Annotated in this window: 16 protein-coding genes; 7 read left to right on the top strand and 9 right to left on the bottom strand. The window is 61.0% G+C overall.

Annotation, left to right across the window (positions count from 1 at the left end; all coding sequences use genetic code 11):
- The first annotated feature begins 57 nt into the window (after positions 1-57).
- Positions 58-717, top strand: a complete 660-nt coding sequence (locus tag AAE029_RS10165) for a DUF2161 domain-containing phosphodiesterase (protein WP_371072706.1) — start codon at positions 58-60, stop codon at positions 715-717.
- 166 nt (positions 718-883) lie between these two features.
- On the opposite strand, the gene AAE029_RS10160 is transcribed toward AAE029_RS10165, so the two are convergent.
- Genes AAE029_RS10160 through AAE029_RS10140 form a run of 5 tightly spaced genes read right to left on the bottom strand, consistent with a single transcriptional unit; the run spans position 884 to position 6496 of the window.
- On the bottom strand, positions 884-2305 hold the full coding sequence (locus AAE029_RS10160) for a flagellar biosynthesis protein FlgA (protein WP_371072705.1): 1422 nt from the start codon (positions 2303-2305) through the stop codon (positions 884-886).
- Positions 2306-2317: 12 nt separating this feature from the next.
- On the bottom strand, positions 2318-3844 hold the full coding sequence (locus AAE029_RS10155; RefSeq protein WP_371072704.1) for a tripartite tricarboxylate transporter permease: 1527 nt from the start codon (positions 3842-3844) through the stop codon (positions 2318-2320).
- A gap of 53 nt (positions 3845-3897) precedes the next feature.
- The gene (locus tag AAE029_RS10150) at positions 3898-4398 is read right to left on the bottom strand and encodes a tripartite tricarboxylate transporter TctB family protein (protein ID WP_371072703.1); all 501 of its coding nucleotides are present in this window, start codon (positions 4396-4398) and stop codon (positions 3898-3900) included.
- 26 nt (positions 4399-4424) lie between these two features.
- On the bottom strand, positions 4425-5408 hold the full coding sequence (locus AAE029_RS10145; protein ID WP_371072702.1) for a Bug family tripartite tricarboxylate transporter substrate binding protein: 984 nt from the start codon (positions 5406-5408) through the stop codon (positions 4425-4427).
- Between the two features lie 56 nt (positions 5409-5464).
- On the bottom strand, positions 5465-6496 hold the full coding sequence (locus AAE029_RS10140) for a 4-hydroxythreonine-4-phosphate dehydrogenase PdxA (RefSeq protein ID WP_371072856.1): 1032 nt from the start codon (positions 6494-6496) through the stop codon (positions 5465-5467).
- A gap of 133 nt (positions 6497-6629) precedes the next feature.
- Between AAE029_RS10140 and AAE029_RS10135 the strand changes: the two genes are divergently transcribed.
- Positions 6630-7304 (top strand): GntR family transcriptional regulator, encoded by a 675-nt coding sequence (locus AAE029_RS10135; RefSeq protein WP_371072701.1) that lies wholly within the window; start codon positions 6630-6632, stop codon positions 7302-7304.
- Positions 7305-7400: 96 nt separating this feature from the next.
- Here AAE029_RS10135 and AAE029_RS10130 read toward each other — a convergent pair whose 3' ends face one another.
- Positions 7401-8429, bottom strand: a complete 1029-nt coding sequence (locus AAE029_RS10130; protein ID WP_371072700.1) for a LacI family DNA-binding transcriptional regulator — start codon at positions 8427-8429, stop codon at positions 7401-7403.
- Positions 8430-8590: 161 nt separating this feature from the next.
- Here AAE029_RS10130 and ltnD point away from each other — a divergent pair, with 161 nt between their 5' ends.
- Genes ltnD through AAE029_RS10110 form a run of 4 tightly spaced genes read left to right on the top strand, consistent with a single transcriptional unit; the run spans position 8591 to position 12192 of the window.
- A complete protein-coding gene (ltnD, locus tag AAE029_RS10125; protein WP_371072699.1) occupies positions 8591-9499 on the top strand; it encodes an L-threonate dehydrogenase in 909 nt (302 codons plus the stop codon).
- Between the two features lie 5 nt (positions 9500-9504).
- On the top strand, positions 9505-10779 hold the full coding sequence (otnK, locus tag AAE029_RS10120; RefSeq protein ID WP_371072698.1) for a 3-oxo-tetronate kinase: 1275 nt from the start codon (positions 9505-9507) through the stop codon (positions 10777-10779).
- Complete coding sequence (gene otnC / locus AAE029_RS10115; protein ID WP_371072697.1) at positions 10776-11426, top strand: 3-oxo-tetronate 4-phosphate decarboxylase; 651 nt, start codon at positions 10776-10778, stop codon at positions 11424-11426. The genes otnK and otnC overlap by 4 nt, the downstream gene beginning before the upstream one ends.
- A 1-nt stretch (position 11427) precedes the next feature.
- Entirely contained in the window at positions 11428-12192 is a 765-nt protein-coding gene (locus AAE029_RS10110; RefSeq protein WP_371072696.1) for a hydroxypyruvate isomerase family protein, read from the top strand.
- Positions 12193-12266: 74 nt separating this feature from the next.
- Here the strand turns inward: AAE029_RS10110 and AAE029_RS10105 are convergent, their stop codons facing one another.
- From AAE029_RS10105 to AAE029_RS10095, 3 genes are all read right to left on the bottom strand, one after another.
- Positions 12267-13205: an NADP-dependent oxidoreductase gene (locus AAE029_RS10105; RefSeq protein ID WP_371072695.1), complete on the bottom strand. Its 939-nt coding sequence runs from the start codon at positions 13203-13205 to the stop codon at positions 12267-12269.
- Positions 13206-13241: 36 nt separating this feature from the next.
- Positions 13242-13403, bottom strand: coding sequence for a hypothetical protein (locus tag AAE029_RS10100; protein ID WP_371072694.1), 162 nt, complete (start codon positions 13401-13403; stop codon positions 13242-13244).
- A 115-nt stretch (positions 13404-13518) separates the two neighbouring features.
- Positions 13519-13761, bottom strand: coding sequence for a hypothetical protein (locus tag AAE029_RS10095; RefSeq protein WP_371072693.1), 243 nt, complete (start codon positions 13759-13761; stop codon positions 13519-13521).
- A gap of 442 nt (positions 13762-14203) precedes the next feature.
- Between AAE029_RS10095 and AAE029_RS10090 the strand changes: the two genes are divergently transcribed.
- Positions 14204-14596: a hypothetical protein gene (locus tag AAE029_RS10090; RefSeq protein WP_371072692.1), complete on the top strand. Its 393-nt coding sequence runs from the start codon at positions 14204-14206 to the stop codon at positions 14594-14596.
- Positions 14597-14851: the final 255 nt, after the last annotated feature.

The following is a 14851-nucleotide window of genomic DNA, read 5'->3' as shown; positions in this document are numbered from 1 at the left end:
CACACGGGTGGATCGATGTAGGTTATCGAACGATTCTTCGATTCGCTCTGCAGGCATATGGAAACCTCGCTTTATCTGCCCGTCAAAGGCTTTCTCGAAAAGGCAGGTTACGTCGTCAAGGGCGAAGTTGGCGGCTGCGATCTCGTCGGCTTGAGCGATGACGATCCGCCTGTGGTCGTGGTCTGCGAACTGAAGACGAGCTTCAATCTTGAACTCATCCTGCAGGCCGTCGACCGCGCAGCTGTCTCAGATGAGGTCTGGATCGCGGCGCGAATCTCAGCCAAGGGCAAAGGCCGCGAAGCCGACAAGCGCTACCGCGATCTCTGCCGCAGGCTCGGCATTGGCATGCTCGGCATTTCCGATGCCGGCGACGTCAGCATCATCGTCGGCTCCGTATCGCCGATGCCGCGAACCAATCCGAAACGGCGTTCGAGGCTCATGCGCGAGCACCAGAGACGACGCGGCGATCCGGCACTTGGCGGGAGCACACGCGTGCCGGTCATGACGGCGTATCGCCAGCAGGCGCTCGGCTGTGCGGTAGCGCTGGCGTCAGGACCGCGGCGCGTGCGTGACATCAGGTCCAGCGTACCGGATGCCGGAAAGATTTTGCTTTCGAATGTCTATGGCTGGTTTGAACGGCTCGACAGAGGCGTCTACGGCTTGACAGACGCCGGACGGGAAGCATTGCAGCGATGGCCAACCGCTGGCGGCCTCTGATCGGATGATCAGATAGTGCGACAGCCTCGCAGGTGGAACCTCTTTCGTGGATCGCGGTGATAAAGTTCTTTGCACTGTCGCTGTAAAAAAGTGCTCTGGCGGGCCAGCTTTGCGCCGGTCATCTTAACCTGATGGCGGCCATCTCAACCTGGCAGCCACATCATCATCATTGCGCCACAGTGGCAATAACGGCTCCGAGGGTCGCCTCCCGGCCGAAAAAGATCGCGTCCTGCTGCCTGCGCAGCCTTAGGAGATGGGAAGCCGGATCAAGTTCAAGATCGCCGAGCATGACGGGATCGCCACAGCGGACGGGCTTTTCCAACCTGCGGTTGGCCGCGAGATAGAACGGCGCGGGCCTGTCGGTCGCGAGCGGCGCTGCCGGAACGAGCGCCGATCCGACATTTTGGATTGCATGATGATGGCCGGTAGCGGAAAGCAGCGCTCCGGCCGGCAGATCCTTCTCTGCAATGGCGATGAGGTCCAGACGCGGCTTCGGATCCGGTGCGCCGCTCGAACGCTTCAGCAGGACTGCGTCGAGGATGCTAGTCGCGGCCTCGAGACCCAGAAGATGGCGCGGAAGATAGATCATCGCGGTGTCGCCGGTACGGCTGAGAATGTGGCCCTTTTCGGCCAGCATCTTCCAACTCTCACCATCGCGGCAGCGCACCACGACAAAGACTCCGCCGGCGAAGCTGACTTCGCCGGGCAGGCGCAGGCAATGGAAAACGTCGAGGCGGCGATCCCCGGTGAGGATGCCGCCCTCGTTGCGCGTGGAGAAGATCGTCGGCACCTCGACGATGCGGGCAAGCGGGCAATGAAAATCGGGCCGGTCGGGGACAAGGTCGACCGAGTGGCTGACGACGCCCATCTCGCAAAGATCAGGAACAGCGCGCTGCGGCAATGCGGCAGCCGCCCTGGCGCGGTCGGCGATCACGTCTGCCGCCCTTGCGTCGCCGATATCCAGCAGTGCCGCAAATTCGGGAACCCGAACGGCCACGCCGCCGCTCGTCAAGGTCGTCGTTTCGGGATCGAAGACGAAGTCGTATTCGCTGGCCTTGCCGGCCGCGACGATTTCGAAGCCGAGCAGTTCCGCCCAGGTTACGAGATCGATCAGGAGACTCGGCTGGTCGCCGTCGACGGGTGTGACGACGGCCCTTCGCTCTGCCGCGAGATGGGCAAGGCCAGGCCCAACCACGCTGTCGACCTCCTTGCTGACCAGGGCGACGTGGCGGCCGCTCGACACGGCCATGTCGGCATGGCGGGCCCCTGCCTCGGGGTCGCCGGTGGCCTCTACAAGCAAATCGAAAGGCAAATCGATGACATGGGCGAGATCGCCGGCGGCGATGAAGTGGCCGGCGGCGAAAGCCTGCGCCGCCGTTTGCGCATCCGGGCAGATCGCTATGCGGGTGTCGGCTATTCTTGCCGCGCGAAGCGCCGCAGCAGCCCGGGCCGCATCCATGTCGACGGCGATCCGAATATCCATCCGGGGAACGCGATGGGCAAGCAGGCTGCGGCCGAAGGCGCCTGTGCCGACCAGACATACCGATGCCTTGCCGGCAGAAGCGCTATAGAGGATATGACGATACATGTGGTGGCTCGTTCAGTTTGCGTTGGAGGGGTTTTGCCGGCCGCGCCGGATCAGGCTGCGCAAGCCCATCATCTTGCCGATCAGCGGCCAGGCCAGCAGCAGGATCCCAAGGCCCATGATGCTGGCGACGAGCGGGTTGGACCAGAAGATCGAAAGGGACCCGTTCGACATCAGCATGGACTGGCGGAACGCATCCTCTGCCTTGTCGCCCAGCACCATGGCGAGCACCAGTGGCGCGATTGGATAGTCGAGTTTCTTGAATACGTATCCGGCGAGGCTGAAGATCAGGACGAGCCACATATCGAAGGTGGAATTGGCGATCTGATAAGCGCCGGAGAAGATGACGGCAACGATGATCGGCCCGATGATGGCAAAGGGAACGCGAAGAATGGCGGCATAGAGCGGCACCGTGCTGAGCACGAGCAGGACGGCGACAACATTGCCCAAATACATCGAGGCGACCAGACCCCAGACAAAATCCGGTCGGTCGATGAACAGCATCGGGCCCGGCGTCAGTCCCCAGATCATCAGCCCGCCCATCATCACCGCCGCGGTGGCCGAGCCCGGCACGCCGAGGGCCAGCATCGGCAGCAAGGCGGAAGTGCCAGCCGAATGATCAGCCGTCTCGGGGCTGACGATGCCGCGCGGGTCGCCCTTGCCGAATTGGGACGGATCCCGGGCGAAGCGGCGGGTGATGCCATAGGCCATGAAGGAGGCCGCGGTCGGCCCGGCGGGCGTGATGCCCATCCATATCCCGATCAGCATGGAGCGGCCGATCGCCACCGCATGCCGAGGGATCTCGGCCAGTGTCCGCAGCACATCGAGAGGCGAAATGCGGGCCTTGATGCCCTCGAAGCGAAGCCCTTCCTCGGTGGTCAGCAGAAGTTCGCCGATGCCGAACAGCCCCATCACCGCCACCAGGAAGGATATGCCTTTGATGAGATCCGGAACCCCGAAGGTGAGGCGGAGCCCGCCGGAGATCGTGTCCATTCCGACGGTGGCCAGCGCAAAGCCGAGCATCATGGAGACCAGTGTCTTTGCCGGCGCGTTTGCGCCCATGCCGATGAAGCTTGCGAATGCCAGGAAATAGACGGCGAAGAATTCCGGAGAGGAGAATTGCAGCGCAAATCGCGCGACCCAGCCCGAGAGCAGCGTGATCATCACCACGCCGGCGATCGCCCCGATGCCGGCGGAGATGAAAGCCAAGGTGAGTGCACGCGTCGCCTGGCCGCCGCGGGCCATCGGGTAGCCGTCAAAAGTCGTGGCGACCGAGGACGGCTCGCCGGGAATGTTGAACAAGATCGAGGTCGTCGAGCCGCCGAAAAGCGCGCCCCAGTACATGCAGGACAGGAGGATGATTGCCGATACCGGATCCATGGTGAAGGTGAGCGGCAAAAGGAGCGACACGCCATTGGGCGCCCCCAGGCCGGGCAGGACGCCGACAAGGATGCCGAGCATCACGCCTACCACCATGATGGCAAGATGGTAGCCGCTGACGACAGTGGCGAATCCATCGAGCAGATGGCCGAAATTCTCCATGAAACTTCCTCCCAGACGATTTCGCCGGGCCGTCTTGAAACGGCCCGGCCTGCTCAGTAGATGCCGAGCCAGCCTTCGATCGGGCCCTTAAGCAGAGGCACTTGGAAAGCGATCTCGAAGACGCAGTAGAACGCGGCCGTAACCGCCGCGCCGCCGAGGACTGCGGCCCACCAGCGATAGCCGCCCTGCCAGATCATGGCTCCGGAAACGTAGAGCAATGTTGCGACATAAAGGCCGAGCAAGAGGGCGGCGATCACGAAGCCGATAAGAGGCAGGGCGAAAGCCAGAACCGGCCTGGCGCGATCGATGTCCAGAAAGATCTCAGCGCCCCAGTCCCTGATGACGATCGCCCGTATCAGGTTGGCAAGGCTGCCCACGATGATGAGCAGCCCGATATAGAAGGGGAAATAGCCGGGCGCCGGGCCGGTTTCGGTCCATCCCGTACCGATTTCGACGGCACCGTAACACACCGCGCCGCCGGCCGCCGCGGTGGCAATCGCGGTCGCAATCTCCATCGTCCGGCGGTTCAGCTGCCTTTTGCTTTCTTCAGACATGACGGGGCTCCATAAGATTGGACGGATTACTTGATCAGCCAGCCTTCGCGATCGAGCACCTTGGTGACCGCTGCCTTGTCCTTCTGGATGTAGCCCTGGAACTCCTCGCCGACCATCAGTTGCTTGGTCTGGGAGGTCTTTGCGAGATATTCCTGCCATTCGGGCGTTTCGCTGACCTTCTGCAGCAGGTCGCGATAGAATGCGACCACATCGTCATCGACGCCGGACGGCAGCCAGACGGTGCGCGGCATGCGGTAGTTCTCCAGCGGGATGCCGGCTTCCTTGCAGGTCTGGATGTCATGCCAGCCCTTGCCGTCATGGACGGCCTCGCTTTTCGGGAAGCGTTCCGGGCGGAAGACGCAGAGCGGCTTGACCATGCCGGCCTGCCACTGCCCGCGATTCTCATTCGGATTGTTCACATTGGCATCGATATGGCCGCCGGCAAGCTGGGTCGTCGCCTCGCCGCCGCTCTTGAAGGGAATGTAGCGGAACTCGGTACCCACCGCTTCGGCAAGAGACGAGACCAGGATTTGGTCGGTGTCTTTCGACTGGCTACCGCCGAACTGGATGGACCCTGGCTTGGCCTTCGCCTCCCGCACGAACGACGCGGCGTCATTGAAGTCGGACTTGCCGTTGACCCAGATCAGGAACTCGTCGAGCGCCATGGCGGCAACGGGTGTGAGGTCTTCCGGTTTATAGGGAACAGCTGCCACGCTCGGCAGCAGATATTCATTATTGGTGCCGAAGGTCAGCTTGTAGGGATCACCCTTATAGCTTGCGGCATAGACGAAGCCTTCCGCGCCGCTGCCGCCTCCCTTGTTGGTCACAACGATCGAGGCGCCCATCAGCTTATGCTTGGCGACGATCGACTGAACCGTCCTGGCGAAGGTGTCGGTGCCACCCCCGGGCCCCGAGGTGACGACGAATTCCACCGGTCGCTTCGGTTCGAACGCCAGCGCCGGCGTGGCCACTGCAGCGGCCAAAGCCATCACGGAGAGATATTTCAGCATGTCATTTCCTCCCTTTTGCAACATTGGCGCCCTCCCGCGCCTCCAAGATCTTTCTTTTACGGCGCCGGCGCTCGCCGCCGCTCCGCCATTCTTGCAGCAAGAAGCACCGCCTCCCGCGAAGCGCCGACATCGGCGATGCCGCGGCCGGCGATGTCGTAAGCGGTTCCGTGCGCGGGCGTGCACAGTGGAAACGGCAGTCCGCCGATCATGGTGACGCCCTTGTCGAAGCCCATCATCTTCATCGCGATCTGACCCTGGTCGTGATACATGGTCAGAACTGCCTGAAAGCCTTCCTTGAGACCGCGCAGAAAGACCGTATCGGCGGGGAAGGGGCCCTCCACGTCCATGCCAAGGTTCCGGGCAGCTTTCACGGCCGGCTCGATGATCTCGATCTCCTCCATGCCGAAGCTGCCGCCATCGCCGGCATGTGGATTAAGGCCCGCGACAGCGATGCGTGGCCGATCGAAGCCCGCCTGTCGCAGGCATTGTGCCGTCAGGTTCAACTCGGCAAGGATCGCTTCTTCAGAAAGGTGTGACGCGACCGCGGCAAGCGGAATGTGGGACGTGACGCGCGCGTTCCATATGCGCTCGAGCACATTGAACTCGCGCATCTTGCCGCTGTAACCCAAGACGTCCGATACGAAGCGGATCTCGTCGTCATAGCCCGGATAGGCATAGCGCATTGCTTTCTTGTTGAACGGCGTGAAACACACGCCATCCACGCGCCCGCGATCGGCGAGCTTAAGAGCGATGCGAAAATTTTCGATGGCGAACTGCCCGCCGGCATGCGTGGCCTCGGAAAGTGCCACATCGGCAGGATCAAGATTTCCGAGATCGACGAAAACCGCCTTGCCGACTGGCCCGTCAGGAATCTTGTCTCGAGACGTGGTCTGCAGGTCGAGCTCAACGCCTGCGACTTCGGCGCCTTTATCAAGCACACGCGCGTCGCCGATGGCGATGAAGTGGCAGACGTCGCGCAATTCGGGCAGCGCCAAGAGACGGGCCGTCAATTCCGGACTGATTCCAGCAGGATCGCCGATCGCCAGCGCAAGTGTCGGCCGCGCGGCAGACCGAGCTTCGATATTCAGTGCGTCGACTATATTCGCCTCCCTTTTTACCCTCAGCGTATTTTGTATTTTGTATACAGGATTATGCGTGCATTGTGAAGACCCCCTGTGATGGCGTAAGATGATTTGAGGAAATTCAACCGAGGGTCACACAGTGGACGGCACGGCCGAGAGAACAACAGGGCGGGGAATTATCGAAAGGCAGTCGCTTCACCAGGAGATCGTCAACCGCCTGCGCGACATGATCATCGAGGGGGAACTGCAACCCGGAGAGCGTCTCTACGAGATCCAGCTTGGCGAATCACTCGGCGTGTCCCGCACGCCACTGCGTGAAGCGTTGAAGTCCCTGGCCGGGGAGGGGCTGGTCGAACTCGTGCCAGGCCGCGGCGCGGTGGTGCGGCAGTTCACGCGCAAGGATGTGCACGACATGTTGGTGCTGATCCGGGCAATGGAGGAACTGGCGGCGCGCCTCGCCTGCGAGGTGGCAAGCGACGAGGATATCGGGCGGGTCCGCGAACTCCACGACCGGATGAGGGCACATTACAAAGCCGGCGAGCGGATGGAGTACTACAAGCTCAACCAGCAGATCCACACTTCGCTTGTCGCCTTGGCGGACAACCCGCATCTGGCGGCGTTCCATGCCACGCTCCAGGCGCGACTGAAGCGCGTGCGCTTCATTGGCCATGAGGGTGCGGAGCGGTGGGCCGCTGCCATGGCCGAGCACGAGGGCATCGTCACGGCGCTGGAGCGACGCGACGCGGAGGTTCTCGTCGAAATCATCGGCAAACACCTGCACAATGCCTGGCTTCGTGTACGGGACGCCGTCTGAGCATATTGCCGCTGCCGTGCGGCTGAACGCTGCAGCTTATCGTTCCATGAGACAACGAACGGGCACGAACACAGATGATGCTACGTCGCCGCCAGGTCAATCGTTCTGCCTCGGCAACGAGAAATGCGAAGCGGATACGCCCGTAATCTCGGGAAGAAAGGAAAATACCTTTTGGTGGGATGACGTTTCGGCTGTCACAGCCTGCCGCGCCAGCCTTCCTGCAGTCTCGCCGATCGTGCGGCGGGGTGATTTCGAGGTGGCAATCCTGACGGGCAGTGCGTAGGCGAGATCCAGTCCGTTGAAGCCGGCGATCAGGATATTTTCGGGAACCGGAATGCCGAGCTCCATGCAAGCGAACAGCCCGCCAGTCGCCATGTCGTCGTTGGAATAATAGATGCAGTCGACATCCGGGACGGCTGCCAGCAAGTCTTTCGTGAGATGCTTTCCAAGCGCAATGGAAGAGAAGGCGTCGTCCAGCCTCTGCTCGACGAAATGCAGGCTGTGGTCACGCAACACGCGCACGAAACCCGCTTTGCGCTTGGCAGCGCGCAGATCCCTGTGCAGGGCACTTCCGACATAGCCGAACCGGCTGCGTCCCGCCTCGAGCAGTGCCCGTGCCATGTCTTCCCCCGCTTTGCCGTGCGAGAGCCCGACGTTGAAATCTATCGGCGTTCCGTCAAGATCCATGATCTGGATGACAGGAATGGCCGCATTCTGGAGCATCCTGACTGTTTCTTCCGGCTGGTCCAAACCAGTGACGATGATGGCGGACGGCTGCCAGGAGAGCATGTCGCGGATGATGGCGTGCTCTTTTGCAACGTCGTAGTCGGATATGCCGAACACGGCCTGCATGCCCGATCCCTCCAGCCCGGCGGAAATACCCGCCAGCACTTCGGGAAACACGATATTGGACATGCTGGGCACCACGACGGCGACCAGGTTCGTTCGTTGCGAGGAAAGGGACAGCGCCAGCCGATTGCCGACATAGCTCAGCCGTTCCGCCACCGTGAGCACCCTGTCGCGAGTTTCCTTCGAAACGTCGCCGACGCCGCGCAGCGCCCGCGACGCCGTCATCTTGCTGACGCCGGCAGCAGTGGCAACTTCTTCCAGAGTGGGTTTACGCATCCGCAAGGAATTCCTTGATGAGGGGCAGCGCCCCCGACGGCGCCGCGCATGTCATAGGACGATTGCGGCCGAACGGAAACTGCCTTGACATTTACCTGCAAAAGAAGCTCTGTTATCGATACCGGTATCGGTAACATAATATTCTGCAGGAAGGAAGATCGATGGAGGAGCTGAGGAGAGCAGGCGTCATAGGACTGGGCTCAATGGGTTGGGGGGCTGCCCTGTCCCTGCTGAGATCAGCCTTTGCAGTCAACGGATGCGATGTGCGTGTTGATGTGCTGGAGCGCTTCGCTGAGGCTGGGGGCCGGGCCTGCACGACACCGGCTGCCGTGGCGGCAACCGCCGATATTGTCTTCGTCTATGTCGTCAACAGCAAACAGGTGGAAGACGTGCTCTTCGGGCCGCAGGGCGCGCTTGAAACCGCGCGGCCGTCCACGGTCTTTCTGCTATGCACCACAATGGCGCCGAGTGCTTGCCTGGCGATTGCCGAGAGGCTTAAGGCAGCCGGCATGCTGGTCGTCGATGCTCCCGTTTCCGGCGGGCACCTGCGAGCGCTGTCGGGTGAGATCACCGTTATGGCATCCGGCTCTGATGAAGCAATTTCGCGTGCGTCCAATGCTCTTGATGCCGTGTCTGCCAAGGTTTTCCGGCTTGGAGATCGCGTGGGGCTTGGTTCTAAAGTCAAGATGATCAACCAGCTGCTGGCGGGAGTCCATATAGCCGCAACGGCCGAAGCCATGACCCTTGCTGCAAAGAATGGGATCGATCTGAAAACCCTTTATGATGTGCTGCGGGTTTCTGCCGGATCGTCGTGGATGTTCGAGAACCGAGGCGAGCATATCGTTGCGGGTGACTACACTCCGCGCTCGGCTGTCAACATCTTCGTCAAGGACCTCGGCATCGTCACATCCGAGGCGCAGAAAACAGGTGTAGTTACGCCTCTGGCCACGGCAGCAATGCATCTCTTCGTCGAGGCTGCTGAGGAGGGGCTCGGCCTGGAGGATGACGCCGCAGTAGCGAAAGTCCTGGCCCGCAAGAGCGGCGCCGTTTTGCCTGGCATGGAGGGTTGATCGCGATGGGAACCGTGCTTGGCTGCATTGCGGATGATTTTACCGGTGCGACAGACCTTGCGGCGCTTCTGGCGCGCAGCGGGCTGCCGGTATCGCTGCGCATCGGCGTGCCGTCCGAGGAACAGGATGGCACCGATGCTGCGGCCTTCGAGGTCATCGCCCTTAAGAGCCGCACGGCGCCCGTGCAGGACGCGGTCAGTGAGGCCCGTCGCGCCTTCGCATGGCTGAAACGAGCCGGTGCGATTCGATTTTTCTTCAAATATTGCTCGACCTTCGACAGCACCGCCGAGGGCAATATAGGCCCGGTCGCCGAAATGCTGATGTCGGAGCTCGGCGCTGAGCAGACCATCTATTGTCCGGCCTTTCCGGAAAACGGCCGTAGCATCTTCATGGGCCATCTCTTTGTCGGAGAGCAGCTGCTCTCGGAAAGCCCGATGAGGGACCACCCGCTAACCCCGATGCGCGATTCCAGCCTTGTCCGTCTTCTTGCGCCGCAGGTGCGCGGCAAAGTCGGCCTTGCAAGCCGTCATGCGGTTTCGCAGGGTCCGGACGCGCTGAAAGCCAGGTTGCGAAGCCTTTCCGAGGATCGCGTCCGGCATGTCATTGTCGATGCTGTTTCCGACGAAGACCTCCGGACGATCGCTGCTGCCACGGCGGATATGCCCCTCGTCACAGGTGGCAGCGCGCTCGCCAGCCAGCTTCCGCGCTTCTACGTCCAACAGGCCCTCCTCGCCCCGCCCGCCGTCAGTCAGTCCATGGCTGCTCCAAAGGGTGGACAGCTTGTCCTTTCGGGCAGTTGCTCAGCCATGACGCGCAAGCAGGTCTCTCGCTATGCGGGGCGCAGCGTCAGCCTGCGGCTCGATCCGGTCGCGCTAGCCGGCGAGGGTGTCGGGCCGGCGCGCGAATGGCTGCGACGACAATCGTCCGACGAGCCGAAGCTTATTTTTGCCACGGCCGAACCCGACGAGGTGCGGCAGGCTCAGGAAAGACTGGGCTTGGAGAAGGCGAGCCGGGTGGTGGAGGATGCATTGGCGGACCTGGCGCGGGAAGCCTTCCGGCTCGGCATACGCCGTTTCGTTGCCGCCGGCGGCGAGACATCGGGTGCGATCACGCAGGCTCTCGGCATTACGCGCCTGACGATCGGACCGGAAATTGCTCCGGGCGTTCCCTGGACCTTTGCCGATGTGGAGGGCGAGCGGGTCGCGCTTGCCCTGAAGTCCGGCAATTTCGGCGGGGAAGCCTTCTTCGAGGATGCATTCAAGCTGCTGGAGGCGATATGAGCGAGGAAACGCGAATGCGGGAGGAGATATGCCTTATGGCAAAATCCCTCTATGACCGGGGGCTGACGGCAGGCTCGTCCGGCAATATTTCAGCGCGCCTCAGCGACGGGCGCCTGCTGGTGACCCCGACGGGGAGCTCTTTCGGCCGGCTGGATCCTGCCCGGCTCTCCTGCTTCGATCGCAACGGCCGCCTGACGGGCGGCGACAAGCCGACCAAGGAAATGCCGCTGCATGCGGCCTTCTATGAGACCCGTCCGGCAAAGACGGGGGCCGTGGTGCATCTCCACTCCTGTCATTCGGTCGCGCTGTCCCTGTTGCCGGGGATTGACCCGGACAACATACTGCCGCCGCTGACGGCCTATTCCATCATGAAGCTCGGCAAGGTGAAGCTGCTGCCATATTTCATGCCCGGTGATGCGGCCATGGGCGACGCGATCCGCGGACTGGCCGGCAAGCGCAGCGCCGTTATGCTGGCCGCCCATGGGCCGGTCGTCGCGGCAAAGGACCTTGAAGCGGCGGTCAATGCCATCGAAGAACTGGAGGAGACGGCAAAGCTCACGATGCTGACGAGGGGCGCCAATCCCTCCCTGCTCAGCGAAGCTGAGATTTCCGCTCTCGTCAGGACCTACGATGTGGAGTGGGACTAGCATGCTGCGCTTCTCGGCCAATCTTGGTTTCCTGTGGCAGGAACTTTCGCTTCCCGATGCGATCCGGGCTGCCAAGATCGCCGGCTTCGATGCCGTAGAATGCCATTACCCCTTTGCCGTCCCGGTCGAGGACGTGCGTCGGGCGCTTCAGGAGACCGGGTTGACCATGCTCGGCCTCAACACCATCCGCGGCAATGTCGAGGCAGGTGATAACGGGCTTGCCGCCTTGCCGGGTCGCGAAATTGAGGCCCGTCGGGCAATCGAGCAGGCGGTCGACTATGCGGCTGCGACGGGCACGCTGAATATTCATGTGATGGCCGGCAAGGCGGTGGGTGACGAAGCCCGGTCCACTTTCATTTCCAACTTGCAGCATGCCTGCGAACTGGCCGGCCGGGCAGGGCTGACCGTGCTGATCGAACCGCTCAACCATCGGGATGCACCCGGATATTTCCTTCGGACGGCGGAACAGGCGCTGGAGATCATCTCTGCTGTCGGAGCTCAGAACATCAAACTCATGTTCGATTGCTATCATCTGCAGATTACGCAAGGTGACTTGATTCACAGAATGCAAGCCTGTCTGAATTCCATAGGTCATATCCAGATTGCAGCCGTTCCGGATCGCGGTGAACCGGACCATGGAGAACTCGACTACGGCTACATCCTGCGCTTCTTGGAAAAGCTGGGCTATGATCGCCCGATTGGAGCTGAATATCGGCCGTTGGCTTCGACGGAGGCGGGTTTGGGCTGGCTCAAGGCCTATCGATGAGGGTGACAATACACATCTTGCCGGCGTGACAAGCGCCAAATACGGTCACCTACGTGACGAAAAGCGCTCCTGCATCATCGCAGTGGTGACACCTGCAGCACGATTTTGCCGCGGACGTGTTCATTTTCGAGCTGATCCTCGGCCTTTGCGACGTCTTCGAGATTGAACACGGCATCGACATGTGGTCGCACTTTGCCTTCCGAAATCAATCTGCCGATTTCCAGGAGCTGCGCGCCGTTCGGCCCGGCCATGAAGTAGATCCCCTGCACCTGATGCTCGCGGGCCTCTTCATCGTCGGGCTTCGAGAGCGTCGATACGATCGTGCCGCCGGTCTTCACAACGGCCCAAGAACGATCTTGCGTCTCGCCGGCGACCAAATCTATGACCAGATCAACTGGCTCCACGACATCCTCGAAGCGCTCATTTTTATAATCCACCACCTGGTCGGCACCGAGCGAATGGGCGAAATCGAGATCATCTCTTGAAACGGTCGTGGCAACCCAGGCGCCCTTTGCCTTGGCGAACTGAACTGCGAAATGCCCGACACCGCCGGCCCCTCCATGGATCAGCACTCTTTGGCCGGGTGACAGGCGGCCATGGTCGAAGAGCGCCTGCCAGGCGGTCAGTCCCGAGAGCGGCACGGAAGCTGCCGTTGTATGATCAAGTCCGTTCGGCTTGGCAGCCATCTCCGTTGCCTTGACTATGACGAATTCGGCATGTGCGCCGCGATCATTGCCAAGCATCGCATAGATTGGATCACCTTTCTTCAGAGAATGCGCACGCGTGCCGCAAAGCTCGACCACGCCGGAGACATCACGTCCAAGGGCGACAGGCAAATCTTCCTGCTTCCCATACGTCCCCGATCTGATCTTGTAATCGACGGGATTGACGCTTGTAGCGATGACCCTCAGCAAGACTTCGTCGTCCTGTGGCTGTGGCCGGTTCACATCATCGATCGACAGGACCTCCGGTCCGCCGTACGCATGGATTCGAACTGCCTTCATCGTAGACATTTTTCCGCTCCTCAAGCGCGGATCGCCGCGTTATGGTCAAGATTGCGATTGCCCGCGATGCGGATCTTTTCCTGCGGCCTGACTGCTCTTTCGACTTGTGGAGGGCTTGTCATGGCTGCCGCCGCGATTGCCGCCATGTTCACTCTTTGACTTCTCGTCCAGCCGTGGGGCGCTATCGCCTTTATGTTCCTTCGCCATGGTGTCATCTCCGTCGTTCAATCCGCTTTCGTTTTGGTTCCACCGTGATCCAAGCGAACCCGCATCCGGCTTGATCACTGACGGAACAGACCGTCGCTGCACTTGTTCCGCCGTCTCAAGACTTTGCTTTGCCCTTCTTGTGATGCTCGCTTTCCTGGTTGGCGCCTTTGAGGATAGATCGATCCTCACCTTGAACGGGATCATGCGCGTGCAGATCCTGACCCTGGCGCTCCCTGGCACGTTCGGTCGAAGACTTCTTAAGATCGGTGCGCGGATCAAAATCAGCATCCGCATTGGCCGTATTCTCGCGCTTCTCGATCACGCGCATTTGCTGTTCGTGAGTTTTCTTTCCGGTCATAGCCAAACCTCCGCATGTTGGGATTCAATCCCCAACATGAGGCGACTGCTAAAGTTCCCAGGACATACGATTTGGTGAGAAGCCTGTCCGCGGCTGCACGCAGGTGCACTATGATCGCTTTGGAGCGGGGATCGGACTCCGCTTCACAAATGCGCCATGAAGACGTCAGCGGGTGTCTTCGGCGATCGTTCGACGAGGACGGCATGAGAACGATTGAAAATCCAGGAGGTCGTCGACCAACCTATACCTAGGTGTATCCGGGATATACGTAGAGGCGATTCACCGCATTTCCTGGATATCCGATCATTTGACCTGCTCGCTCGATCTGTATTCACGTCATGTACAGACCGACGATCATTGGTGAAACCCGTGTATTCAATGCCGCTTGTGCCATTTGCGCGTTTCCCTGCTCAGGCGAAAGGCAGCGGCAGAAAGGACCAAAATGTCTCGATTGATCGCCGCATCCTTGCTCACTCTCTCCCTCGCTCTAGGGGCGTCTTCAGTGGCAGAGGCAAAGACCGTGTCGCCCGCTAGTGTCGTCATGAGCGGACGGGCGAAGATCCTGGCCGACGGCGACGGTCGGTCGCTCTACACCTTTGACAAGGATCACCCCGGCAAGTCTGCGTGCACGCTCCTTTGCGCCGTCGCCTGGCCGCCATTCATCGCCCCCGTGGGTGCAACGGCGCACGGTAAATGGAGCCTGGTCCGGCGCCCGAGCGGTGTAAGCCAGTGGGCCTATAACGGCTCCCCGCTTTACACCTACCGCTTCGATAGCAAGCGTGGCGACGTCAGAGGTGACGGCGCTGAGGGTGTCTGGCACGTTGCCAAGCCGTAAATCAACATGGCAGGGCGGCGCTTATCGGCCGCCCTGCCATGATCCAGGTAGATCATTCCCGATCATGATCTTAGCGGATCCCACTCAAAAGGAATCGTTACCAGCGTAGACAACAATTTCGTTATCCCTCGCTCTCTGGCGAATGGATTCCCCTCAATGTCGCTTTTATAAAAAAATAAAATCTATAAAATATATCGAGCTGCGGGCAGCAGAACGAATTTACCAAACATGACGTACGGCGCAGCCTTGGAACCG

Origin of the sequence: Sinorhizobium sp. CB7, assembly GCF_041357635.1 — a bacterium.
Classification (GTDB): Bacteria; Pseudomonadota; Alphaproteobacteria; order Rhizobiales; family Rhizobiaceae; genus Rhizobium.
Note: the sequence above shows the minus strand (reverse complement) of the source record. Positions and strands in the feature narration are given on the sequence as shown.

Coding starts and splice junctions, on each gene's coding strand:
- otnC (WP_371072697.1), top strand. CDS start 10,776: ATGAGCGAGGAAACGCGAATGCGGGAGGAGATATGCCTTATGGCAAAA.
- AAE029_RS10165 (WP_371072706.1), top strand. CDS start 58: ATGGAAACCTCGCTTTATCTGCCCGTCAAAGGCTTTCTCGAAAAGGCA.
- AAE029_RS10105 (WP_371072695.1), bottom strand. CDS start 13,205: ATGTCTACGATGAAGGCAGTTCGAATCCATGCGTACGGCGGACCGGAG.
- ltnD (WP_371072699.1), top strand. CDS start 8,591: ATGGAGGAGCTGAGGAGAGCAGGCGTCATAGGACTGGGCTCAATGGGT.
- AAE029_RS10130 (WP_371072700.1), bottom strand. CDS start 8,429: ATGCGTAAACCCACTCTGGAAGAAGTTGCCACTGCTGCCGGCGTCAGC.
- AAE029_RS10150 (WP_371072703.1), bottom strand. CDS start 4,398: ATGTCTGAAGAAAGCAAAAGGCAGCTGAACCGCCGGACGATGGAGATT.
- AAE029_RS10095 (WP_371072693.1), bottom strand. CDS start 13,761: ATGACCGGAAAGAAAACTCACGAACAGCAAATGCGCGTGATCGAGAAG.
- AAE029_RS10100 (WP_371072694.1), bottom strand. CDS start 13,403: ATGGCGAAGGAACATAAAGGCGATAGCGCCCCACGGCTGGACGAGAAG.
- AAE029_RS10110 (WP_371072696.1), top strand. CDS start 11,428: ATGCTGCGCTTCTCGGCCAATCTTGGTTTCCTGTGGCAGGAACTTTCG.
- otnK (WP_371072698.1), top strand. CDS start 9,505: ATGGGAACCGTGCTTGGCTGCATTGCGGATGATTTTACCGGTGCGACA.
- AAE029_RS10090 (WP_371072692.1), top strand. CDS start 14,204: ATGTCTCGATTGATCGCCGCATCCTTGCTCACTCTCTCCCTCGCTCTA.
- AAE029_RS10145 (WP_371072702.1), bottom strand. CDS start 5,408: ATGCTGAAATATCTCTCCGTGATGGCTTTGGCCGCTGCAGTGGCCACG.
- AAE029_RS10160 (WP_371072705.1), bottom strand. CDS start 2,305: ATGTATCGTCATATCCTCTATAGCGCTTCTGCCGGCAAGGCATCGGTA.
- AAE029_RS10155 (WP_371072704.1), bottom strand. CDS start 3,844: ATGGAGAATTTCGGCCATCTGCTCGATGGATTCGCCACTGTCGTCAGC.